Annotated in this window: 22 protein-coding genes and 1 tRNA gene; 19 read left to right on the top strand and 4 right to left on the bottom strand. The window is 28.5% G+C overall.

Annotation, left to right across the window (positions count from 1 at the left end; translation table 11 throughout):
- The 4 genes from Q0075_RS00690 to ytxJ all read left to right on the top strand — a co-directional run.
- Positions 1 to 1,760, top strand: a 1,760-nt coding sequence (locus Q0075_RS00690) for a gliding motility-associated C-terminal domain-containing protein (protein ID WP_297867840.1), incomplete at its 5' end; no start/stop codon positions are given.
- Between the two features lie 58 nt (positions 1,761 to 1,818).
- Positions 1,819 to 2,742: a type IX secretion system membrane protein PorP/SprF gene (locus Q0075_RS00685; protein WP_297867839.1), complete on the top strand. Its 924-nt coding sequence runs from the start codon at positions 1,819 to 1,821 to the stop codon at positions 2,740 to 2,742.
- An 11-nt stretch (positions 2,743 to 2,753) separates the two neighbouring features.
- Positions 2,754 to 4,667 carry an OmpA family protein gene (locus tag Q0075_RS00680; protein WP_297867838.1) on the top strand — a complete coding sequence of 638 codons (1,914 nt, stop codon included), beginning with the start codon at positions 2,754 to 2,756 and terminating at the stop codon, positions 4,665 to 4,667.
- A 95-nt stretch (positions 4,668 to 4,762) separates the two neighbouring features.
- Entirely contained in the window at positions 4,763 to 5,098 is a 336-nt protein-coding gene (ytxJ, locus tag Q0075_RS00675) for a bacillithiol system redox-active protein YtxJ (protein WP_291108595.1), read from the top strand.
- Here the strand turns inward: ytxJ and Q0075_RS00670 are convergent, their stop codons facing one another.
- Positions 5,099 to 5,650 carry a DUF6642 family protein gene (locus Q0075_RS00670; protein WP_297867837.1) on the bottom strand — a complete coding sequence of 184 codons (552 nt, stop codon included), beginning with the start codon at positions 5,648 to 5,650 and terminating at the stop codon, positions 5,099 to 5,101. It lies immediately after the preceding gene.
- 583 nt (positions 5,651 to 6,233) lie between these two features.
- On the opposite strand from Q0075_RS00670, the gene Q0075_RS00665 reads away from it, so the two are divergent.
- Together Q0075_RS00665 and Q0075_RS00660 are read left to right on the top strand one after the other, a co-directional pair.
- Positions 6,234 to 6,321 (top strand) — tRNA-Ser (locus tag Q0075_RS00665).
- Positions 6,322 to 6,580: 259 nt separating this feature from the next.
- Positions 6,581 to 7,828: a site-specific integrase gene (locus Q0075_RS00660; RefSeq protein WP_297867836.1), complete on the top strand. Its 1,248-nt coding sequence runs from the start codon at positions 6,581 to 6,583 to the stop codon at positions 7,826 to 7,828.
- Here Q0075_RS00660 and Q0075_RS00655 read toward each other — a convergent pair.
- The 3 genes from Q0075_RS00655 to Q0075_RS00645 form a co-directional block, all read right to left on the bottom strand.
- The gene (locus Q0075_RS00655) at positions 7,823 to 9,841 is read right to left on the bottom strand and encodes a sensor histidine kinase (protein ID WP_297867835.1); all 2,019 of its coding nucleotides are present in this window, start codon (positions 9,839 to 9,841) and stop codon (positions 7,823 to 7,825) included. The two genes, Q0075_RS00660 and Q0075_RS00655, sit on opposite strands and share 6 nt — an antisense overlap.
- 59 nt (positions 9,842 to 9,900) lie before the next feature.
- Positions 9,901 to 10,059, bottom strand: a complete 159-nt coding sequence (locus tag Q0075_RS00650) for a hypothetical protein (protein WP_297867834.1) — start codon at positions 10,057 to 10,059, stop codon at positions 9,901 to 9,903.
- A gap of 279 nt (positions 10,060 to 10,338) precedes the next feature.
- Complete coding sequence (locus tag Q0075_RS00645) at positions 10,339 to 11,079, bottom strand: LytTR family DNA-binding domain-containing protein (RefSeq protein WP_297867833.1); 741 nt, start codon at positions 11,077 to 11,079, stop codon at positions 10,339 to 10,341.
- Positions 11,080 to 11,151: 72 nt separating this feature from the next.
- On the opposite strand from Q0075_RS00645, the gene Q0075_RS00640 reads away from it, so the two are divergent.
- The 13 genes from Q0075_RS00640 (at position 11,152) to Q0075_RS00580 (ending at position 23,693) form a co-directional block, all read left to right on the top strand.
- Positions 11,152 to 11,835 carry a response regulator gene (locus Q0075_RS00640; RefSeq protein ID WP_297867832.1) on the top strand — a complete coding sequence of 228 codons (684 nt, stop codon included), beginning with the start codon at positions 11,152 to 11,154 and terminating at the stop codon, positions 11,833 to 11,835.
- 367 nt (positions 11,836 to 12,202) lie between these two features.
- Positions 12,203 to 12,370, top strand: coding sequence for a hypothetical protein (locus Q0075_RS00635; RefSeq protein ID WP_297867831.1), 168 nt, complete (start codon positions 12,203 to 12,205; stop codon positions 12,368 to 12,370).
- Between the two features lie 49 nt (positions 12,371 to 12,419).
- Entirely contained in the window at positions 12,420 to 13,424 is a 1,005-nt protein-coding gene (locus tag Q0075_RS00630; RefSeq protein ID WP_297867830.1) for a hypothetical protein, read from the top strand.
- Positions 13,414 to 13,824, top strand: coding sequence for a MauE/DoxX family redox-associated membrane protein (locus Q0075_RS00625; RefSeq protein ID WP_366797976.1), 411 nt, complete (start codon positions 13,414 to 13,416; stop codon positions 13,822 to 13,824). The genes Q0075_RS00630 and Q0075_RS00625 overlap by 11 nt, the downstream gene beginning before the upstream one ends.
- Positions 13,814 to 15,775, top strand: coding sequence for an outer membrane beta-barrel protein (locus Q0075_RS00620; RefSeq protein ID WP_297867828.1), 1,962 nt, complete (start codon positions 13,814 to 13,816; stop codon positions 15,773 to 15,775). Before Q0075_RS00625 ends, Q0075_RS00620 begins: the two co-directional genes overlap by 11 nt.
- 70 nt (positions 15,776 to 15,845) lie before the next feature.
- Positions 15,846 to 16,019: a hypothetical protein gene (locus tag Q0075_RS00615; protein ID WP_297867827.1), complete on the top strand. Its 174-nt coding sequence runs from the start codon at positions 15,846 to 15,848 to the stop codon at positions 16,017 to 16,019.
- Positions 16,020 to 16,459: 440 nt separating this feature from the next.
- The gene (locus tag Q0075_RS00610) at positions 16,460 to 18,262 is read left to right on the top strand and encodes an AAA family ATPase (RefSeq protein WP_297867826.1); all 1,803 of its coding nucleotides are present in this window, start codon (positions 16,460 to 16,462) and stop codon (positions 18,260 to 18,262) included.
- A gap of 135 nt (positions 18,263 to 18,397) precedes the next feature.
- The gene (locus Q0075_RS00605) at positions 18,398 to 19,129 is read left to right on the top strand and encodes a hypothetical protein (RefSeq protein WP_297867825.1); all 732 of its coding nucleotides are present in this window, start codon (positions 18,398 to 18,400) and stop codon (positions 19,127 to 19,129) included.
- A 250-nt stretch (positions 19,130 to 19,379) separates the two neighbouring features.
- The gene (locus Q0075_RS00600; protein WP_297867824.1) at positions 19,380 to 20,090 is read left to right on the top strand and encodes a DUF4339 domain-containing protein; all 711 of its coding nucleotides are present in this window, start codon (positions 19,380 to 19,382) and stop codon (positions 20,088 to 20,090) included.
- 205 nt (positions 20,091 to 20,295) lie between these two features.
- Positions 20,296 to 20,973: a hypothetical protein gene (locus Q0075_RS00595; RefSeq protein WP_297867823.1), complete on the top strand. Its 678-nt coding sequence runs from the start codon at positions 20,296 to 20,298 to the stop codon at positions 20,971 to 20,973.
- A 212-nt stretch (positions 20,974 to 21,185) separates the two neighbouring features.
- On the top strand, positions 21,186 to 21,743 hold the full coding sequence (locus Q0075_RS00590; protein WP_297867822.1) for a hypothetical protein: 558 nt from the start codon (positions 21,186 to 21,188) through the stop codon (positions 21,741 to 21,743).
- Entirely contained in the window at positions 21,736 to 22,680 is a 945-nt protein-coding gene (locus Q0075_RS00585) for a Kiwa anti-phage protein KwaB-like domain-containing protein (protein WP_297867821.1), read from the top strand. Before Q0075_RS00590 ends, Q0075_RS00585 begins: the two co-directional genes overlap by 8 nt.
- A 164-nt stretch (positions 22,681 to 22,844) precedes the next feature.
- Complete coding sequence (locus Q0075_RS00580; protein ID WP_297867820.1) at positions 22,845 to 23,693, top strand: RteC domain-containing protein; 849 nt, start codon at positions 22,845 to 22,847, stop codon at positions 23,691 to 23,693.
- Positions 23,694 to 23,825: the final 132 nt, after the last annotated feature.

The following is a 23,825-nucleotide window of genomic DNA, read 5'->3' as shown; positions in this document are numbered from 1 at the left end:
CTTTACGTGTTCGTTCAACAACAGATAATACTTGTACAGCAACAGGTTCTAGTGTAACTGTAAATAATGGTTTGTGTGCAGTAGCAGATGCTTATGGTCCAATCAATGGTTACACAGGCGCAACAACTGCTTCTGTCTTAACAAATGATACTTTAAATGGAGCAGTAGTCAATCCATCAGAGGTTACCTTAACAGGAGTAACGGTTCCAACAGGCTTAACATTAAATGCAAGCGGTACAATTACCGTAGCACCAGGTACACCAGCGGGAACGTATACAGTTACGTATTCAATTTGTGAGGTATTAAATCCAACGAATTGTGATACAGCAAATGCAGTAGTAACAGTTACTGCAGCACCAATAGATGCAGTAGCAGATGCTTATGGTCCAATCAATGGTTACACAGGCGCAACAACTGCTTCTGTCTTAACAAATGATACTTTAAATGGAGCAGTAGTCAATCCATCAGAGGTTACCTTAACAGGAGTAACGGTTCCAACAGGCTTAACATTAAATGCAAGCGGTACAATTACCGTAGCACCAGGTACACCAGCGGGAACGTATACAGTTACGTATTCAATTTGTGAGGTATTAAATCCAACGAATTGTGATACAGCAAATACCTTGGTTACCGTAGTACCACCAGTTATCAACGCTGTTAATGATGATTATTCATCTACTTTATTTAATGGGGTTGTTGGAGGAATTGCAGGTGATATTACTTTGAATGACACTTTAAATGGTTTGCCTGTTTTAGATAGTGAAATAACTATTACTTTGCTTGATAATGATGGTATCTCAGGATTAACTATTGATGTTAATGGTTCTATTTTTATTCCTGCAGGAACGCCAGCAGGAAGTTATTTAATTCAATATCAAATATGTGAGATACTAAATCCAACAAATTGTGATGTTGCAACAGTTGCAATTGTAATAGGTAGTTGTTTAGACTTTCCAATTAATGATTGTGATGGAGATGGTGTAACTAATGGACAGGAAGCTCTAGACGGAACTAATCCATCTAATCCTTGTGATTTAGTAGCCGCAAATCAAGATACAACTCCAACTTTAACTTGGTTACAGGGAGATTGCGATGGTGATGGTGTAACTAATGGACAAGAGGTTATTGATGGAACAAATCCTACAGATTCATGTGATTATCAAATTAATCATGTACTGTTATCACAAGGTGGTCTTTGGTTAGATGCAGATTGTGATGGTGACGGAGTGACTAATGGTCAAGAAGTCATTGACGGAACAGATCCTCTAAATCCATGTGAATCTGTTGAGGAAAATATAACTTTGCCACAATCTCAAGAGTTCTTAGATGGTGATTGTGATGGTGATGGTTTAACAAATGGTGAGGAAATTGGAAACAATCCAAATAGTCCAAATGATGCAAATGGAAATGGTATTCCAGATTATTTAGAAGTTAATAATCATTCAGTATCTGAGGATGAGTTAGAAATTTTTAATTTAGTAACACCTAATGGAGATGGTGATAATGATGTTTTTGTTATTCGAAACATTGAATTGTATCCAAATAATTCTGTTGAAATTTATAACAGATGGGGAGTATTAGTATATGAAACTAAGGGATACGGTCAAAATCAAAAGTACTTTAGAGGTATTTCTGAAGGAAGAGTAACCATCAATCAAGCATCTGAATTACCTGTTGGTACTTATTTTTACATAGTGAAATATGTGAATAATCAAGGAAAACATAAAGAGCGTTCAGGATATTTATATATTAATAGATAATTGAAAAGAGGGAGGGATTTATTTGACTTCCCTCTTTAAAAAAATAAAATAATACATCATGAAAAAAATATTTATTCTTGTAATCATAATGTGGTTGCCCTCATTTGGACAACAAGATTCGCAGTTTACACAATACATGTATAATACTATTAATATAAATCCGGCATACGCAGGAAGTAGAGATGTTTTAAGTGTATTTGGTTTACATCGAAATCAATGGGTAGGATTGGATGGAGCTCCAGTTACGAACACATTTACAATTCATTCCCCATTAAGAAATGAAAATTTAGGTTTAGGTCTATCGTTTATAAATGATCGTATAGGGCCTTCTGACGAGAATTCTATATCAATTGATTTTTCTTATTCCATACCAGTTTCGTTAAACTATAAATTGGCATTTGGTATAAAAGCTACTGGTAATTTTTTAAATGTAGATTTTACTAAACTTAATATTTATAATCCTGGTGATGCTTTAGCACAATATAATATAGATAATAAGTTTTCTCCAAATGTAGGAGCAGGTTTATATTATTACTCAGATAATACTTATTTTGGTTTATCGGTACCTAATTTTTTAGAGACAAAACATTTTGATAAAGGACAAGGAACATTTTCTCAAAATTCTGTAGCAGCAGAGCGTATGCATTATTATTTCATAATGGGTAGGGTTTTTGAAATTTCTCCTGATGTAAAATTTAAGCCAGCCTTTCTTTCAAAAATTATTAAAGGTTCACCTTTACAAATGGATTTATCGGCTAATTTTTTATTTTATGAACGTTTCACTCTTGGTGCTGCTTACAGATGGGATGCTGCAGGTAGTATGTTAGCAGGTTTCCAAGTCTCAGACAATTGGTTTATTGGTTATGCTTATGATATGGAAACAACAAAATTAGCTAACTATAATTCAGGTTCGCACGAATTCTTTCTTCGATATGAATTTAATAAAAAATCAGATCGAGTTGTAAACCCTAGATTCTTCTAAAATTAGATATTATGAAATTAATTATAAGTATATTAAGTATAGGTTGCTTTTTTTCTGTTTCTGCACAAGAAGTAAAAGAAAAAATAGCAGAGAAAAAATATGAAGGATACTCCTATATTGATGCTATAGCCATTTATGAAAAAGTAGCAGAAAAAGGTCATGTTTCAGTTGAACTATTTCAGAAATTAGGAGATTCCTATTATTTCAATGGCATGTTAGATAAATCAAAAGTTTGGTATGACAAGTTGTTTCAAATGAAAAACCAAACCTTTGACCCCGAGTATTATTTTCGTTATTCTCAATCGTTAAAAGCAGTAAAAGCTTATAAAGAAGCCGATAAGATGATGGAAAAATTTTATGCTTTAACGAATGATTATCGTGGAGAGTTATATGTAAAAAATAAATTGTATTTAGTTGATATAAACAATAGTTTAGATAAATTTACAATTACTGATGCTGGTATCAACTCTGAATTTTCAGATTATGGAGGATATTTTAAAGATACGAAAATGTATTTTGTATCAAATCGTATTCCTCAAAAGAATAATAAAAAAATTGATAAGTGGACCAATCAAAACTTTTTGAATATTTATCGAGCAGAGTTTAGTGATTCAGCAAAAGCGGTTTACATTGATGAGATTGTGGATGAGTTTAATACGAAATATCATGAATCTAGTCCTGTTTTTACAAAAGATGGTAAAACCATGTATTTTACCCGTAACAATTACAACAATGGAAAAGTTGTTATGGATAAAGATAAAGTAATTAAACTTAAACTTTTTAAAGCATCTTTAGAGAATGGTAAATGGGGTAAAATCACAGAGCTTCCTTTTAATAATAATGAGTACAATTTTGCACATCCTGCTTTAAGCCCTGATGAAAAAACATTGTATTTTGCTTCTGATATGCCAGGAGGTTATGGGAATTCTGATTTGTATAAAGTTATTATCAACGATGATGGTAGTTATGGAAAACCTGAAAATTTAGGAGATAAAATTAATACTAAAGCTAGAGAAACTTTTCCGTTTATTGCCTCTGATGCTACTTTATATTTTTCTTCTGATGGACTTATTGGTATGGGAGGTTTGGATATTTTTAAATCAGTACCAGATGAAAATGGGAACTACTCTAGTTTTCATAATATAGGAGCTCCAATTAATAGTGAGCGTGATGATTTTGGATTTGTAGAGAGTCCATTTAAAAATATTTTCTTTGTTTCTTCAAATAGAGATGGGGGAAAAGGGTATGACGATATCTATAAAGTAAAAGTAAATCCAGAGCCTAAAAAAGGGATTATTATTAATAAGGTTATAGATGAAATATCTAAAGAACCTATAGCTGATTCAAAAATTACTCTTTTAGATGCAAATCAAAATAAGATTGCTGAAACAGTAACAGATGCTCAAGGTAATTTTAGCTTTAATGATGTTCGTACTGATAGAGAATTTTATATTCTTGTAGCAAATGATAGCTATTTAGCTAAAGAATTTAGAGTTAAAGGAATTGAACAAAATAATCAAGTATTTGAAGTTGCTCCGAAGGTTATTAAAACTAAGCCAGGTGACGATTTGGTTAAATTATTAAACATTACTATTTATTTTGATTTAGATAAGTATTTTATAAGACCTGATGCAGAAGTAGAGTTGGCAAAAATTATTGAAATCTTGAAAATGTATCCTAACTTAAAAATCGATATTCGTTCGCATACAGATAGTAGACAAAGTGAAGCTTATAATTTAAGATTGTCAACTTTTAGAGCAAATTCAACACGTGATTATTTAATTAAGAAAGGAATTGCCAAAGAGCGTTTAACATGTAAAGGATATGGTGAATCTCAATTATTAAATAATTGTACAGATGAAGTGCCTTGTACTAGAGAACAACACCAATTAAACAGACGAAGTGAATTTATTATAATTCAATAAATATTGATTAAAATTTTTAAAAAGGGACTTAGAAATAAGTCCCTTTTTTTTATAGGATAATTGATTGTTATACTTTTGTATAAAAAATAATAAATATGAAAAACTGGAATCCAATTACAACTGAGCAACAAGTAAAAGATATTGTTGAAAAATCTAACGAGAAACCACAAATTATCTTTAAAGATAGTGTGACTTGTGGTATTAGTGCTTATGCAAAAGAACGCTTGGTTAGCGGTAATGATTTATTGGTTTCAAAAGCAGATTTTAATTATTTGGATTTACTTTCGTATAGAAGTGTTTCTAATTTTATTGCGGATGAATTGAATGTTATACATCAATCGCCACAGATAATTGTGTTGAAAGATGGGGTAGTCGTGTATCGTGTTTCGCATCATAGTATCCAGGCGGAAGAGATTGCAAAGTATTTGTAATTAATAATGCAAAGTAAATCCCATTGCTTTAGCTAAGGGGTAATGCTTTTTAAATAATTCTTCTACAATATCGGTTACGTCATCATGTTCTTGGCATAAGGCGAAGAACGGATTGTCGATAATGGTAATTAGTATTGGTGCTGGGTTGCGATAGCCTGAAATGGAAATAGCTCCTGTGACATCTAAGAAATATTGAGCGGTTTCGGAATCTAGGTCTAGTTGTAAGGTATTGGCAAAATGGATGCGTTTGTTGGTGAGTTTACCTTCAAAGAATTCGGCTATTTCTTCTAAACTGTATAAATAATTATCAATAATGATGTTATTGTCTTTTCCTTTAAATACGAAGTAGATGATTTCGTAGTTATTGAAGTTTCGGTCTTCATAAAGCAGTGTACTTAGACTTTCTTCTAATCCTTCAATGCTATCACAGGTTTGGTAAACGTTGGTGATGTTGTATTGTAATGCTAGTTTTTCTAGAGAGGGTAGGATGATCCTGGATGTTTGGGTAGTGATATTGGGTACACTTTCTAGACAGTATAGTTTTGATTGCATTGTTTTTTTACAAAGATATTGAATTTTTAGTACGTGTTTTTTAACGCAAAGTATGCAAAGTTTTTTCGAAAAGTACGCAAAGGCGTTGCACTTGGAAGGGAACGCGGATGAAACGGGTCCGCCTAGGGGGAGCGAAGGTGGTTACGGATTTTTTTATTACCTTTTACCTTCGAGTGCCTCAGGCAACGGTTGAAGTAGTTCTTATTAGAGTAATGAATGGAGTTGCTGGTTTTTGGAAGTGGATTGTGTTGAGGGAGGTACACAGAGTCCGAAGTTTCTTATGTTGCACTTTGCATAGTTAACATTAGACTACACGCATAGTTTGTCATGCTGTAAAGTATCTCTTTAGTTGCTATGCATATGAAAAGAAAGCGGTACGAATGAAACTTTGACTTTGTTCTAGCACTTGTTCTTGATTTTTTATTAAAAATTTAGTTTTATTTATTTACTGACATTCAAATGGTTGGGAAATGGGTAAAGAGGAAAGTGTATTTTTTTTACTTTTTTCTTTTGAAAACGTTTGCAGAAATAAAAAATCGTTCTATATTTGCACTCGCAATACGGAAGTAGTGCACGACTTATTGGAGAAATGGCAGAGTGGTCGAATGCGGCAGTCTTGAAAACTGTTGACTGTAACAGGTCCGGGGGTTCGAATCCCTCTTTCTCCGCCAGCTGAAAAGCAAACGGTACTAAAACCCACTAAATTCAACAATTTAGTGGGTTTTTTCATTTAGGGCAATATCAAATTATTCATTAAATCTCAAAGTTTAGGTGTCTTTCAAGGTGTCACTAAAAAATTAAAATTTAAGTGACTCCTCGCAACAAAAGCACCGCTACTACAAGGTGTTCAATAGCATATACAAAAAATGTACATCTTGTGTGTAGTAATTAAATCGAATAAATTTAATACTAACTTTAAGGTAACCAATAATGAACACATCCGTATCCATTCTCTTTTACATCAAGAGAGCAAAAGTCAACAATTTAGGAGTTTGTCCAATCTACACCAGAGTTACAGTGAACGCTAAGCGTTTTGAGTTTAGTACCAACAAATCTATTAATCCAGATAAATGGTCTTCAGAAGGTAGTAAAGTTAAAGGTACTTCTGAAGAAGCTAGAACAATCAATAGTCATCTTGATTATCTAAAAAATCAAGTTTTAGAAGCGGAAAAGAGACTTTTTAAAAAAGACATCAAAATTACTTCTGAGAATTTAAAGAATGAATTATTTGGTTTAACTGAAACCAAGCGCATGCTCGTCCCTATCTTCGAAGACCACAACAACAAAATTAAAGAGCTTGTTGGCAAAGAATACTCTCCTGGAACACTAGAACGCTACACTACTTCATTGAAACATACCATTGAGTTCATGCAATGGAAATACAATATTTCCGATATCGATATCACAAAGATTGATCATGCCTTTATAACAGATTACGAGTTTTGGTTGCGAAGCGTTAGAAACTGTGCTAATAACACAGCAGTAAAATACCTAAAAAACTTCAATAAAATCATCAAGCTTTGTTTGGCCAATGACTGGCTAGACAAAAATCCATTCGCAAACTACAAATCAAAAGTCAAAGAAGTGGAGCGAGTTTATCTAACTGAAGACGAAATTCAAAACATTATCAACAAAGACTTCAAAACAGAAAGACTCTCTCTAGTCCGCGATATCTTCCTTTTTAGCTGTTTTACAGGTTTAGCCTACATAGATGTCAAAAACCTAACAAAGTCGCATATAAGCTATGGAATTGATGGTGAGAAATGGATATTTACCCACCGCCAAAAAACTGAAAGTGCATCTAAAATTCCAATCCTTCCTGTAACACAAATGATTATCGATAAATACGAGAACCACCCGCAATGCCATAATGAAGATAAGCTACTTCCTATTCTGTCTAACCAAAAAATGAATGCTTATCTAAAAGAAATAGCAGCTATTTGCGAAATAGAGAAAGAACTAACCTTTCACATTGCCCGACACACCTTTGCCACAACGGTAACGCTAACTAACGGCGTGCCTATAGAAAGCGTGAGCAAAATGCTAGGACATAAAAACCTTCGCACTACGCAACATTATGCAAAAGTACTGGATAGAAAAGTAAGTGAGGATATGAAACTTCTAAAGGATAAGTTTATGTTCAAAGAAACGCCAATAAAAAAATCGGGAGCTCTATAAACTTCCGATTTTTGCTTTCAACCTGATAGTTGTTCCTTTATTGGGTTTACTATTAATTTCCAAAATAGCACTAATTGTTTTAGCCCTTTCTTGGATATTTTGTAAACCAATCCCTTGTTTTGTTGCATTCAAATCGAACCCAATACCATCGTCTTTAATTTCCAAAACTAAATGATCATCATCTAATAAAATACTAACATGGCAAGTACTTGCATTAGCATGTTTTGAAATATTCAATAATGACTCTTGAACGATTCTGAAAACAGTAATTTTTATTAAACTGTCTATAGAATCCCAAGTTATCTCAGGCTCAATTTCAAGAGAAAAATTAGTGGCTCCAATTTCATTTTGCAAATGAATTAGATTCGAAAGTAAATTAGTATAGTCAAATTGTGTCTCATTAATTTCAGTATGTAAATCATGTGAAATTGTTCTAATTTCTTGTTCTATTTCTTGAAGTAAATCCACATAAATTAACCTTTTTTCTTTTATTTCTTCTTCATTATATTCATTAAGAATACCGAGTTGCATACGGGCACCATATAGTTTATTCATTACACTATCATGTAATTCTTTAGAAATTCGATTTTGTTCAAGTTCTTTTGCTATGCTTAGCTTAAGTTGGTACTCTTTTAATAAATCGAATATTTCCTCTTCTGCTTTTTGTTGTGATTTTCTAAATTCAATTTCTCGTTTTTGACTTTTTATATATCTAAGAATAATAATAGAAAATAAAATAAGTATCATAACAATAGAACCAATCAAAATATAAGTATTCTTAGTACTTAATAATTTATTTTCATCTTCTACAACTGATGTTTCATATTCTATTCGTGCATACTTATTTCTATTAATTCTTTGGGCTTTTGTTAAGCTATCACTAATAGCAATATATTTTTTATCATAAAAAGTAGCATTTTTGTAATCAACTTGTGAAAGTAATTGTAAGGACTTTTTTATTTCATCACCCATTTTAAGCTTTTGTGCTAATTGAAGGGACTGATTTAGATATTTAATAGATAAAGTGGTGTCTTTAACAATTGCATAATATTCTCCTAAATTTTTTAATTGATATACTTTGTTATTTTCGAAGTTATTTTTAATTGAAAACCTCAAAGCTTCTTTAAAATACTTATCAGTATCATTTATTAAACCTTTTTTCATTTTTGAATAACCTAAGTTTCCTATTGCTGAAACATAGCCCAGAGGCCACTTTTCTTTTAAATCTGGCTTCAAAATAAGTTCAAGTTCTTCAATTGCGTTATCAAGTTGATTTGTTTTTTCATAAATATTCGCAAGGTTAATTGAAGATTGTATTTTATACAAATACTTCTTTTCAATGTTAGAATTTGTACCTTCAATCTTATTTATTACATTTTTTGCTTGTAACTGATAATTAAGCGCTTCTGGATACTGCTCAATTTTTTCCATATTTGTACCCATCAAAGTATAAGCGGCATATAGCATTTCGGCATCATTTTCATTTTTCAGATAAAGTAACGCATTAGCTACTTGAGCTTCACTTTCAATGTAATTGCCTTCAAAGAATAAAATATAGGCCTTTTTAAAAAGTATTTTCCCAATATGATAATTTCTATTCAAAAGTCTATTGAGTTTTTCAGCCTTTTGATAATAGTAATAGGCGCTGTCTTTATGAGATATCTGATAATAATCGCCAATGTAGGAATAAGCTTTTGCTATTGATACAGTATCATTTGCATTCAATGAGAGTTTAAGTACTCTTTGTGATATTGAATATGATTTTTTATTTTGGTTAATGTAATAATATTCATCTGACAAATCAAACAAAAATTTCCTATGTAAAGAATCATTTCTATTTTGAGTTGAATTACTTGCGAGTGAGTCTAAGAAATTAATTTTTTCAAGGGAATTTATTTTTTTATAAATATCAGTTTGAAATAAAGAAGAATCTATTTTTCTATTGTATTCTTTTTGACAAGAAAACAAAAGGAATAACATAATATAGTAAAATAGAGTATATAAATTCTTCAAATTGTTTTTTTTCAAATTTAATCAAAAAAAAATAACCATGTAAAACATGGTCATTCTTTTTAGCGAGGATTTATTATTAAAGGATCACCTTCTCTTGCTGTTTGGTTAGTTTGAATTTTGGTTTCTGGTTTTGTTTCAATTTCATCTGCGGTACAAGAATATAAGCTTACACATGTAATAGCTACTAATAATAGCTTAAATAAAAAATTAGTTTTCATAAAAAATCAGTTTAAAAATTAGAAATAGTTTCTTGTGTCGTGTCTTCTGGACGCAACAATTCATTTGATTTTTCTGAAAAGAAGGGAAGTCTTCACAGCAGCGTTTTAATGTCTTTTCCCTACACTAAAACACCTATTAAAGCTTTAATATTCCGATTTTGGAATAGTCAAATTTATTAAGTTCAATCAATTGAAAATCAATTTATTAAGCTTGTTTAGTAACTAGACTATCGATAAGAGCAACTGGTAGTTTTTTAATAATAACTCAACCGATTTTAGTTAAGATATTTTAAGAATAATGGTATCTATATTGGATTTATAGGTTCTAGAAAATGGAAGAACGATTTCATTATTTTGCAAATAGCAGCTATTCTTCCCTAAATTGATTCTACTTACATGTTGAATATTAATAATATAACCGTGATGAATTCTAAAAAAGTAAAATGGTAGTAGCTTTTCGAAATATTTAAGAGTTTTATATGCTGTTATTACCTTACCAGATGTTAAATAAAAATCAGTCGTATTACTATCAGCTTTGAGATATATAATATCATTAGATTTTATAAAATTATAATCGCCATTAGATTTAATAGAAATAGTATTCTTATGTAGTGATTTATGGTTTTTTTGATAGCGTAATAAGCATTTCCTTAACTCATTTGGATCAATCGGATTTAATAAATAGCCAGTTGCTCCTCTTTGATAAGCTTCAAAAGCTAAATCTTTCGATGGGTTTAAAATGATAAAAGAAGGCAGTTCTTCTAAAAATTCATGCAACTCACTCATTATAGAAAATGAAATAGCATTTATTTCATTTTGAGAAGTGCAAAGAGAGAGAAATACTAAATTGGGACGTAATTCAAGTATTTTATTAATGGCTTCTTTTCTTGAAGTGCAAACAGAAACACACAAAAACTCATCAAATTCTTTGATATGCTCTAAAATAGCATTAGTATGTTCTGATTGATCAACTAAAATATAAGAAAACTGCATTTTTTTTTGCAATTTATTTGGATTCAAAAAGTTGATTTTACGGTAAAACCGTAATTTTTTTAATTAATTTTAACTAATTTTGATAGTAAAGTAGTTCTAATGGATGTTAAAAATAATTCGCAAAAGTCTTTTTTGATTGTAGATGACCATCCAATTAATGTGGATAGTTATCACGTACTCTTAAAAAAAATAAAGAGGTATGAAAAGGCAATTTATTCGTTTGCATATGATTGTGAGCAAGCATTCAATACAGTAAATAATAATTATTTAAATGAGAAGACAATAGATTTTGCACTCATAGACATTAGTCTTCCTTCTTATGAAGATAAAAAACTTTACTCAGGAAGCGACGTTGCGGTTTACATAAGACAAAAATTCCCAAACTGTAAAATCATTATCATCTCTATGCACAAAGAACCTTTATGGGTAAATCAAATTATTAAAGAATTAAATCCAGAGGGTTTTATTGCAAAAAGCGACATTAATTATAAATGCTTTCCCGAAATATTTAAAAGCATTGAAGAGAATGAAATATATTTGAGTCAATCAATTGTTTTAGCACAAAAGATATTAATTCAGAAAAATATCAATTGGGATAATTATGATAGCAAAATACTTCAATTAATTGCTGAAGGGATTAAAACAATAAACCTTCCAAAATTTATCCCTTTATCATTAAGTGCTATTGAAAAACGAAAATCTAATATTAAAAAGCAGTTAGTTCTTGAAGATGCTACAGATAAAGAACTAATTGATAGCGCCAAAAAATTAGGGTTTATCTAAAAAAGTCTAATATTAAAAAGAAACGCCTCTATATTTTCATATTAGAGGTGTTTTTGTATTACAATAAATCTCACATTCTATGATTAAGTATATGTAAAGTATTGTGCTATTCATGTTTATTAGATTTAAAACACCGTAAAAAAAACTTCAAAACACCGTAAAAATTTATTTTCACAACTAATTATTTTTAAAAAATATTTTGTTAAAATTAATAATAGATTATTAAATGAGATCATACAATAATGTGAACTTATTATATCAGAAATGCTGATATAAACAAATTAAAATAAAATACAAATTCTCTATAACCTTGAAGGAGAATAAAAAGAAGTCAAGGAAATTAATTAAACTCAAAAAACAATTCATTATGAAAAAGTTTTTAATTTTAGGAGCATTCTTATTAGTTGCTACTGTTGGTATTGCAAAAGAATTGCAAACTATCAGTGATGGTACAGAGTGCCCAATGGGATGTGAAACAGCTTCTCCAGCTTGTTGCAAAACTAAAGGAGGAAGTACTTATTACGGTAAACTGTAATTAACATTACGGCTACAACTAGTGTGTAGCCGTTTTTAAATTTAACCAAATGAAAAAAAAATTAACACAAATATCCATATCAGTATTACTTTGTTTAATTACAATATATGCTCTTCATAAATTTTGTATAGAACAAAATTTAAAAATTGGAAATTTTGATAGAAATTTCAAAGAAAAAAAAATAACAAAAATTAACGAGATTAATTTACCTTTTGAAGTATATAACTTGGCTGGCATGAATGATAAGGAAATTTATTTTTCCTCAAAAAAACTAAATGAAATTCTAAAATACGACTTGACTACAAAAAAGTTTCTAACAAAAAAACTAAATCATAAAAATCATAATTCAAACATTTTAGGAGATAGTTTGTTTTCATTTGACCCGTATTTTCGTAAAATGTATATTTATGATACTAATAAATTAGATTTAATTAGTGAAGTCAGTCTAAATGTAGGTTTTGACAGAGCATTAGCCGTGAATAAAAATTTAATATTATTGCGTTCTGCTACTGATAAATATACAAAGACAATTTTATCAACATATGACATTAAAAGCAATAAAAACAATAAATTAAAAATTCAATTAGACGATAGTTTAGAGGTAGACGGAGGATTAAAAACTGATGGCTATTTTACTTATAAAAATTCCTCAATTATATTTACACAATATAAGAAAGGTAATTTTTACAAAATAGAAAATAATCTAAATAAAATTAATCGTTTTAAAACAATTGATAATATTCAAAAAGTTGAGGGTGTAAATCTATCAAAAGACTCAACTTTTTATTTTGAAAAACCTGTTCTAAATTCAAATTTGCTAACATCAATTTCAGCAAATAAAGTATATATAATTTCATTTGTAAAAGGTAATTCTGATAAGTTGAGTGATTTTACTAAATACAGGATGTTAGATGTTTACAATTTAGAAACGGGTAAATATTTAGAAAGCTATTATTTGCCTAATAATGGTATAGAAAAGGCTAATGATTTTCACATAGAAAATAACAAAATATACTTACTTTTTAACTCAAAAATTTCAATATATGAATTTTAAAAAATATTTTCCTAAGACAATAGCTATTTTAATGGCATTTATTTTTTTATATGCTACTGTAAGTAAAATTTTTGAGTTAAATAAGTTTTACTATCAATTGGCAAAATCTCCACTTATTCCATATGGTTACAATGAATATGTTGGTAATATTGTATTACTTATCGAACTAATTATAGTTTATTTAGTATTTAAAAATAAAATACAATATTCGCTTTTAATATCATTTGTATTAATGTTTTTCTTTTCATTATACATTGGATATTTATTATATTTTTCTTATTTCATACCTTGTAGTTGTGGAGGTATTCTTGGAGATTTATCTTGGAATAACCATTTGATATTTAACATTACAACAACAATACTATCGGGTTCAGCATATCTACTATACAATGAAAAATAATTTATACGTCTTATTGGTATTTTTTAATACGATATGTTTTTCGCAAGAAAGAGATACATTAGCCACCATTGACACTACTAAAATAATTAAATTAAAAGAAGTAAAAATAACTTCAAATTTAAATAAAGCAGGAGTTTATCAATTGTTAATTCCAAAGAAAATACTTGAAAATGAAACTTTAGAAAAAACTATAAAACGTGTAAGTTTTATAACTATTGATAATAACAAAAACTTATATTTTAAAGGAAAAAAAATAAACAATTTTATTTTTAATGACAAGCCTATAACTGTTGAGGAGTTTAATAAGTTAAATATTGATGAAGTAAAAAACATTTATATAGTTTCAAATAATTTTAACCAAGCAACAGGTGAATTAGAAAGCGTTATTAAAATTGTGCAAAAAAAAAATATTCAAAATAATATAAAAGGTTCATTAGACTTTTCACAAGGTTTTTTTCAACAGTTCAATTATTACGGTATAAGTCTAAATAATAAATTTAATAAAATATCTTCAAGACTTCAAATATCAAATATTCATAACAAGACGGATAATTATAGTTATCAAAACATTAATTCAAATATTATAGATATAAATCAATTTAGAAAATTGTCACAACCTTTCTTTTCGTTACAAAATGTTTACGACATTAACGATAAAAGCTCAATTTATATAAAAAATAGATTTTCAGTAATAAATGATGAAACAAATAGCATTTTTTCAAACCTAAATAATTTACAGTATCAATATTTGATTAAAAATTATAATGTAAATTTAAGATATGATAGAAAAATGGTTAACAATTTTATTATGAAATTAAGTTTTGATTACATAAATCTCAACAATTCAATTAATAGTAAGCTAGAGAATAATACTATTGAACTTAATTCAAAACAAAACTTCAATGAATATACATTTAGTCCAATGTTGCTCAAAAAAGGAGCAAAATTTGAACTTTTAAATTCTTTTGTATTTACAAATAGAAATTATAAATTTATTAATACATCAAACAACAACTACATCAAACAAAACTTGTTTACATACTATTTGAGCTATTCGTTAAAAATTAATGAAAAAAATTCATTCTTAATAGGTAATAGATATCAATTGGAAAATAATAATTTTGTTAATAAAACAAATTATTTCATACTTCCAAATATTACTTATTTAACAAAAATTGATTCTATTATAGATGTTGAATTTAATTTTAGAAGAAAATTACAAAGACCAAGTATTAACTCAATTTCAAATAGTAATTATTTTGATATAAATGGAAACGAAATAATAAATCAAGAATTTCTTAATCCTCAAATTGATAATCAATTAAGTATAGATTTATATAGAGAGTTTAAGAAATTTAACGTCAACATTAATTTTAACTACACTTTCTCAAAAGATTATATTTCTACAATTTACTATTTCAACAATCAAACCTTAACTAATAAAGCAATCAATTTGAACGATTTTAATGAAAAATCATTAAAAACATCTTTATCAATTCCAATTTATACAGAATCAAGATTAAATATTAATTATGCAATTTCAAGAATAACATTTAACCATAACAATAATGAAATAAATGATTACATAAATCATTTTGATATGTCTTTTTCAGGGTCAATATTTAAAAAATATTTATTTAGTTTAAACTCATTTTATATTGATAAATTTTATGAATACAATGCTTTTTATAATGCGAAACCAGATTTTTCATTTTCAATTTCAAAAAATTATTTACAAGATAAACTTAATCTTAATTTAGAATTTAGAAATATTCTTAATCAAGAAAGTAATAGAATAATTGATTTTAAAGAAAATTCAAATTTTTATTTTCAAAAAATAGAAAATCAATCAAGACTATTGTTGTTAAGCTTTACTTATAATTTTGGAAAAGACTTTAAAATGACTAAAAAAAATATCCAAAATACAAATAATGATATTAAACTTAAATAAATTTCTTTATAACCTTTAAGGTGAATAAAAATATGCCAAGGAAATTAATTAACTTCAAAGACAATTTGATATGAAAAAATTTATATTTTTAAGTGCGTTATTATTTGTCTCGACTATAACCGTTGCAAAAGAATTGCAACCAATATGTGGTACTTGTGAATGTCCTTCAGGTTTTGATGGCGCTGGAGGAGCTTGTTGTAAAACTAAAAACGAGAGTACAAATTATGGCAAATGCAATTGTTAAATAAATTAGTAATAAAATGATTTAATACAACAGGAAGTAGCTATCAATATACCCTAAAACTAGGACAGTTATATAGTTAACTATTTGTAAAAAATCTTTCAAGTTGCTAAGATTGTTCAAAGATCATATGGTTTTCTAGAAGCAAGTATACTTCCCATTGCTTGAATCTATTATTTGCTAACCAAATGCTAATCAAAAAGACTGTCCAAAATAGACTTTTTAATAGATATGTGAACACTCGATGGTTAAAAAGTATTTCAAAGCCATATCCAACCCCGTAAAAAAAAGTTCAAAACACCGTAATACACCATACAAAAAACATAATATCATTGTACAGTAATTTATCATTATTAATTACCTCGATATTATATAAATTTATATGTTAAAATTATATAAATATATCTACTAGTCGGCAGAAATATTCAAATAATAATAACTAAATGAAAATACATTCTTTAAACATTTCGGGATTTAAAAGACTGAAAAATGTCAAAATTATATTTGGAGATGCTACCTTTCTAATTGGACAAAACAACTGTGGAAAAAGTTCAGCAATAAAAGCCATAGAGACACTTTTGTCTGGTAAAAAACAACTCATTTCAAGTGATTACTATTCAATTCTTGACACAGAAACAAATGAAGTAAAAGTAGAAACAAATACGATTGTTTTAGAAGCTGAATTCAGAAATTTACCTATTGAGGCTAAAACTTGGAGGGGTTTCAAAGGCAGAATATTTACATATGAAGTTCCTGAAAATATTAATGATACTGGACTTTCTGTAATTTACAGAAAAACTTACGAATTAGGTAAAGATGTAATAATAGAATTTAAATCTAAAGTTAGAACAATTAAAGAAGAATTTGCGGATTGTAAAAAACCTCAAGATTATATTGACAAAGGACTATTACAAGATATAATAGAAGATTTTTTTCCTGAATTAGAGACTAACATTGGTAGAAGTAAAAGTGCTTTAGAAAAACTAGAATTAATTGATGAAATTTGGGAAGTTTCAGAGGAAGAGACTTGGTTTCAAAATCCTGGTGGCATACCTGGAAATGTTTTAAAAATGCTTCCTAGATTTTTGTTAATTCCAATTGATGTTGGTATTCATGAAATTCAAGGAACCGGAACTGGTGTTTTAAGCACAACTTTAAGCGAACTTTTTCAAACAGTTCGAGAAAACTCTGAACATTTTAAAAATGCACAAATACATTTAGACAATTTAGCTAAAGAACTTGACCCAAAAGATGACAATTCAGAATTTGGCAAAATGATGGATGAATTAAACAATGTTCTTTCTTCAGTTTTCCCAGACTCAAAACTTCATGCTACGACTAGTCTTAGTGATCCCTCGAGTTTGAAACCAAGTTTCAATGTTGAAATGTCAAGCAATATTAAAACATCAGTTGATAATCAAGGAACAGGAATGGTTAGAGCAGCAGTTTTTGGAATGTTGAGATATAGACAACTTTGGCTTTCAAAAAAAGAAGATGAACACGCCAGGTCTATAATAATTTGTTTTGAAGAACCTGAAACATATCTTCATCCAAGTGCAGCTAATCAAATGAGAGATGCAATCTATGAACTAAGTTCACAATCTGCTCAAATAATATCCTCTACACATTCACCTTATTTAATTGATATATCAAGAAAGCCTAAACAAGTTTTAAATCGAATGTATGATTCTGGAAACCATGTTGATTGTCATACTTTTAGTGTAAGCGAAAAGTTTTTAGAATTACTAGAAAATGAAAAGGATTATGTAAAAATGCTATTAAAAATAGACAACTATATTTCTAGAATATTCTTTACCAAAAAAGTTGTAATAATTGAAGGAGATACAGAAGATATTTTAATAAAAGAGACACTGAAAAGACTTGAAAAATCAAAATATTTAAAGATAATTTCTGATTTTGAAATAATTAAGGCTCGTGGTAAAGCTTCAATCATAGGATTGGTAAAATATCTAACTTCAATGGGTATAAATCCAATCGTAGTTCATGATAAAGATTCAAATATTCTAAATGCTGAAAGATTTAATCAATCAATAATTGATGCTTTAGATGGAAATGGTAAAATTGTTTATATGGTAAATAATGTCGAGGAAGAATTACTATATAATGCAACCTATGAAAAACCTTTTAAAGCTTATAGTAAAACCTTAGAATGGGGTGAAAATTGGCATGATTTACCAGAAAATTGGAGAAATAAAATGATTGAAATCTTTGAGGATTATATATAATAGAAAAATTTGTGAGGTTTATAAGAATGCAGATAAAATGCTTAAAATTATATTTATTGAAAAACCGCGGTTACTATATCTGTAAATTATAAAAAAAATATTAATAGTATAACAATTCACCAAAAAAAATAACATATGCACAAATCCCAGTTTTCTGAAACTCAGTTTTCATTTTGTTTTACATTTGAATATATAAAACAGTTTTTTCCAATAATTCCTTTACCAATTTTCCCAAATACAGTTGAAGAGGGTCGTGCTGGCGGAGGATATGATGTTGAAATAAATGGTAATATTTTTTTTCAATTTAAAATTCCAGTTTATCATAATTTAGTTTCAAATTTTTTTAGAAAGCATTGGAATGTTTTTAATCACGATTATTATAAAATCAAACTAGAAACAGATGGGAATCAATATAAATTACTTAAAGAATTACTAATTCCAGGCAATGAAGTATACTATGCTACCCCTGAGTTTTATACCAATAACGATCTTTTAACTAACTATAGTAATTATGAAATCGTAGTTAATTCTGGTATTTTTTCGTTAGATGTTTTACCAGAATATGGAAGTGGAAAACACGTTTTAATATATAGTCCACATCATAATTACGGACAAATATTTTCAGAGCCACAAAGGATTAAAAAAATAACTAATATAAATCCGCTTGAACTTTTTCCGAAAAAGTTGAATGGTATGACGATATACAAACAAGCAATTTCAATTCGAGAAATTTTAAAACAACAAAAGAATTACGAAAATTTTCAACTCGAAAAAGAAGAAACCCCTGAAAGGCTTGTGAAAAAAATCCATAGTGTTTTATTAACTCATTTTAATGTTTTCTGGTATCCAGTAATTGCATTCAATTAGAATACTGTCTAGCTCAGCAAAGAGTCCTCTGAAAATCTGCGCACTCGATTAAAGTGAACATATGAAATAATCGTCAATACTTTACTCATTCATATAGTACTCTCAAAATGAAAATGATTATATACAAGAAATAATCTATCACTCTTGAAGTCAAATTCCAAAACACCGTAAAAAAAACACTAAAACACCGTAAAATAAATCATAAATAATATTCTAAAATTGTCAACTTAATTAATAGTTTATAATTTGAATGAAAGAATATTACATACATAAAGGTGAAGACAATAGCGGCCCTTTCAGTGTAGAAGAATTAAAAGGTCAAAAAATCACTAAAGACACTCTAGTTTGGTCTAATGACATGGAAGACTGGAAAAAAGCTGATGAAATTGATGAGTTAAAGTCTATTCTTTCAAAGAATCCACCACCTTTAAAAAAGTTACAAAAAAGCGAATATCAAAAACCTAAAAAAAGTATTTTTTTCAAATACCTAATCATAGCTATAGGTTTAATAGCTTTTTTGGCAATTGGTAGCAATATTATTTCAGAAGAAACTATATATCAGGAAAATACCATTCTCGAGGAAGAAGATTACTTTAATATCCAAATCAGGAATAATATAACAAGTTTAATTCAAGTCAGTACAAATCAGTATTCAGTCGACGCTTTCGGAGGTATTTCTAATTTAGATATTATTGTTACAAACAATACAGATTTCATCATAGATGAAATAACTGTAGCTATAGCATACATAAAAAAGAATGATGGTGTTTTCAAAACAGAATACTTAACATTCAATAATATTCCACCAAAGCAAAACAAATCGTTGTCAGCTCCCGATAGCAATAGAGGTTTGTCAGTAAAACTCACTAAGCAATCTATTACATCTACAGATTTAAATTTATGCTACAATAACAGTTTTACACCAGCAGTTGGGGACCCTGACCCATACAAATGCAATTAAAGAATAAATACGATGAAAAAACCAATCTTAATCACAGTAATCCTAATCCTAACCACAATAGGAGCTACAACTTATTACACCGCTGGCAGAAAATGCACAGGTTCAAAAGACTGTTCAGCTTGTAAAAATTGTAAGTACTGTAAACACTGTGATAAAAATGGTAGTTCTTGTGGGGTTTGTAAATAAAAATTATTAATCAAAAGATATGGAAAACATAATATATTACATTTTTTTATTTATTCTGGTAATTTCTATCAGATTTTTTAAACTTAAAAATATTTATAAAGATGAATTTAACAAGAAATGGAGTGAAGTTTTCTTTTCTAGTCTTGAAATCGTATATACAGCATCAGGTGTAGTTATAGCGCTTTTACTCAATGTTTCAAAAGCTTGGATAGCTCCAGTTGTAATTGTATATCTAGTAATCGTAATTTTTTCTGCTCTACTAGAAATGTCTAACGAAAATTTTAATAATAAAACCAAAACGGGATTACACATTGGAATAATCATAATAGTTGTAGCAGCTACAATAATAACATATGACGAAGTAATACCTAAAGTTGATATTAATGGAAAGCCTACACCTGTTAATATAAAAAACAACATAGCATTAAAACAATACACGATTATTATTCCATATTTTGATTACAGTTTAATAAGACATGTCGGAAATAAAAAATTAAAAAACACTCCATTAACTTTTCAAACCAATATAATAACAGAAAATAAAAATGCTGTTTATAATTTAGCTCTAGAAAAAATTAGAAAAGAAAAATTATTGAGTCCATTATTTCCTGATAATAGTTTAAATCAAATTCAAATATTACAAGAACAAATTATCATCATTGAAACTAAAAAATTAAAAGAGTGTTTAGCTTTTTAAATTAAAACAATTATATAAATACATAAACATTCAAATTAGAAAAATTACAATTAATGACAACCGAAGAATTATTGTCTGATATACATCTAATTCAAAACGAAACTATTGAATAGTTACGACTGAAAGCGGTAAAATTATGACTCATTTTTCATTTTAGAAAAAACAATTAATGAATATTAACTAAAAAATAATTTCCTAAAAAACATAATAAAGTGAAGCCAAAATTATTTACTGCAACATTGCTATTTATCAGTGCATATTCACCATTATTTTTAATTCTTGCAGTTAAAGATTTTGATTTTGATAAATGTAAAACCTTTAAACATCCTATTGCTATTTCTATAATTTTAAGTATAGCTTTTTTAAGTGTGGTATTACTATTTTTTATCATTAAATCAATTAGTAGAGGTAATATGATTGTTACAGTTATCAACGCTAAAAACCGTTCAGTCGATTTAATAAATTACACAATTCCATATATTGTTTCTTTTTTTGGATTTGATTTAGCTAAAGTTGAAGATGTAGTCTCATTAAGCATTTTTTTATTTCTTCTTCTACTGCTAACTATAAAAAGTAAATCTGTATTTATGAATCCAATCTTACTATTGGCAGGATACAACCTTTATGATTTAAATTATAAATATGACAACAAACCAAATTCAACAATTATAATAAGTAAACATGAAGTAAAATCTGGGGAGCGCTATTATATTAAAAGCTTTACGAGGTTTTTATTTTTTGTAACACAAAAAGAAGAAGAAAATGCCTAACAGACAAATACTACGAAATCTAAAAAATTTAGATTTAAGCGGTTATTATGTTACTCTTGCAGTAATTAAAGAATATAAAAGAGAAAGAATTTCTCATTACACTGTGAAATATGTTCCGATTGACGCTCAACTTGAAACAAAATTGAGAAATATTCTTCTTCGACATATAACCAGTGCAAATACTGTTGAAACTTATACTTTCGATTGTCCAGAACCAGAAGAAGATGAAGTTCGCTCTATAGTTTATGAAGAAACAGACTTTTATACAATTTTTACGCAACTTCAAGAATTAAATCCAGAGACAGATATTATTGAGAATGTAGATGAATTAGTAAAATCAAAAGCATACATGATAATTCTTAGAAATGCTGCAGGAATACAAGTTGTAGGCTTTAAAACCTTACCAGAAAATTGGAAAATGAAACGTTCGCGTGATTTAATAAATGTTTTTTTTAACGAAAATAAATTTGAGGATTTAGAACAAGAAAATGTATTTAGTATAGCTAAATATGTTGACTTTTTATACTTTAATGATTATATTTTTATACTTTCAAAAAAAGAATTCGAACGTGGCTTAAATTTCCGAAAAGGAATGATTTCAAATGCTCAAGCTCTATATACAGAGGTTGTTGAAAGGAATATTTTTGTAAATATTAATTTATTAACACAGCGTGTAGGTAATAACCAAAGATATCTGAGAAAAATTACAACCATTAGAAATCTTGGACATTATACAAATCCACTTTTTCTACAAAGATTACAAGAACTTAGTCTTGCAAAAGGATGGAATATACAATTTGAAGAAAACCAAATATTAATTACTGAAGAAACCTTAGATTCGATTTTAACTTTATTGCAAAATAAACGTTTACATTCAGAACTAACTGAAGAAGACTTTGATGTGGATAGTGCAAAACTTTTGAATTTAAATGTATAAAACAAGAATAGATGCTGTCAATAAAGTAAGATTCTCATATTACGGTACAATAGAAACCAAGCACTCCAAAGTTTCTTGACTTCAAAGCATTGAAAAAAAAATTACACAACAATTTTTAAGTTTCACTTCGTAAATCCTAATTCTTAATTCCTAATTAATCCCTCTTGAACCCAAAATACAGCATCCTATTAAACAACCTCAACGAACAACTCAACTTCATTGATTTAGAAATAGACGATCAAATCAAGAAGTGTGAGCAAGCTATTACAGTTATTTTAAAGTCAATAAACGAACTAAAAAAAGCAGCCACAAAAACCAACTTCAAATCAAAAAGTGAAGAAATTCAATTTTTCAAAGAAGTAAAACCGCTATTTACCTCAAAGCTAATTTATTTTAATCTGGTGTATAGAATTGAAATGAAAAAGCCCAACGGTGGTAATAAAATTTTGAAAAAATACTACAACAACGAACTCTTAAAACTCAAAGCCTTTTTTGATAACGAATTAGAATTTTATCAATACTTCCGTTCAGGAAGCACCTATTTAGATTATAAATATTTCCTTAGAGGGGAATTTGACATCAAACTAGCATTAGATTCCTATTATTTTGAATCCGATATGTCATTTGCCACCTCACATGATTTCAAAGTAGCAACCATACTTGCTAATGACCTCATCGAATTGTATTTAGAAAACCAGTTACTTATGCTAGAAAATAATGAAAACTCAGAAAAATCACAACGCAAACCGAACGTAAAATTAACATGGACAGGTTCAAAAGTAGCGCTCATCGAACTAATTTACGCGTTGCATACAGAAGGAGTCTTTAATAATGGTGCGGCCGACTTAAAAGACATCGCTGAATACTTCGAACATACTTTCGAAATCGACCTAGGGCAATACCGTCGCGTATTCCTTGAAATCAGGGCACGCAAAAGCGATCGTACCAAATTCTTAACCACATTAAATGATTCCCTTCAAAAGCGTATGGAAAACTCAGATGATATCATTTAGATAAAAAATCGTTCACAACACGACCTCCGTTGTGAAACAAAATAAATCATAACCTTGAATTTTGTCCCATAACAAATTAAAACATACGTTATGGCAGTACAAATCATTACCATCGAAGACTTAAACGAATTC

Origin of the sequence: uncultured Flavobacterium sp. (genome assembly GCF_937967675.1) — a bacterium.
GTDB lineage: Bacteria > Bacteroidota > Bacteroidia > Flavobacteriales > Flavobacteriaceae > Flavobacterium.
Note: the sequence above shows the minus strand (reverse complement) of the source record. Positions and strands in the feature narration are given on the sequence as shown.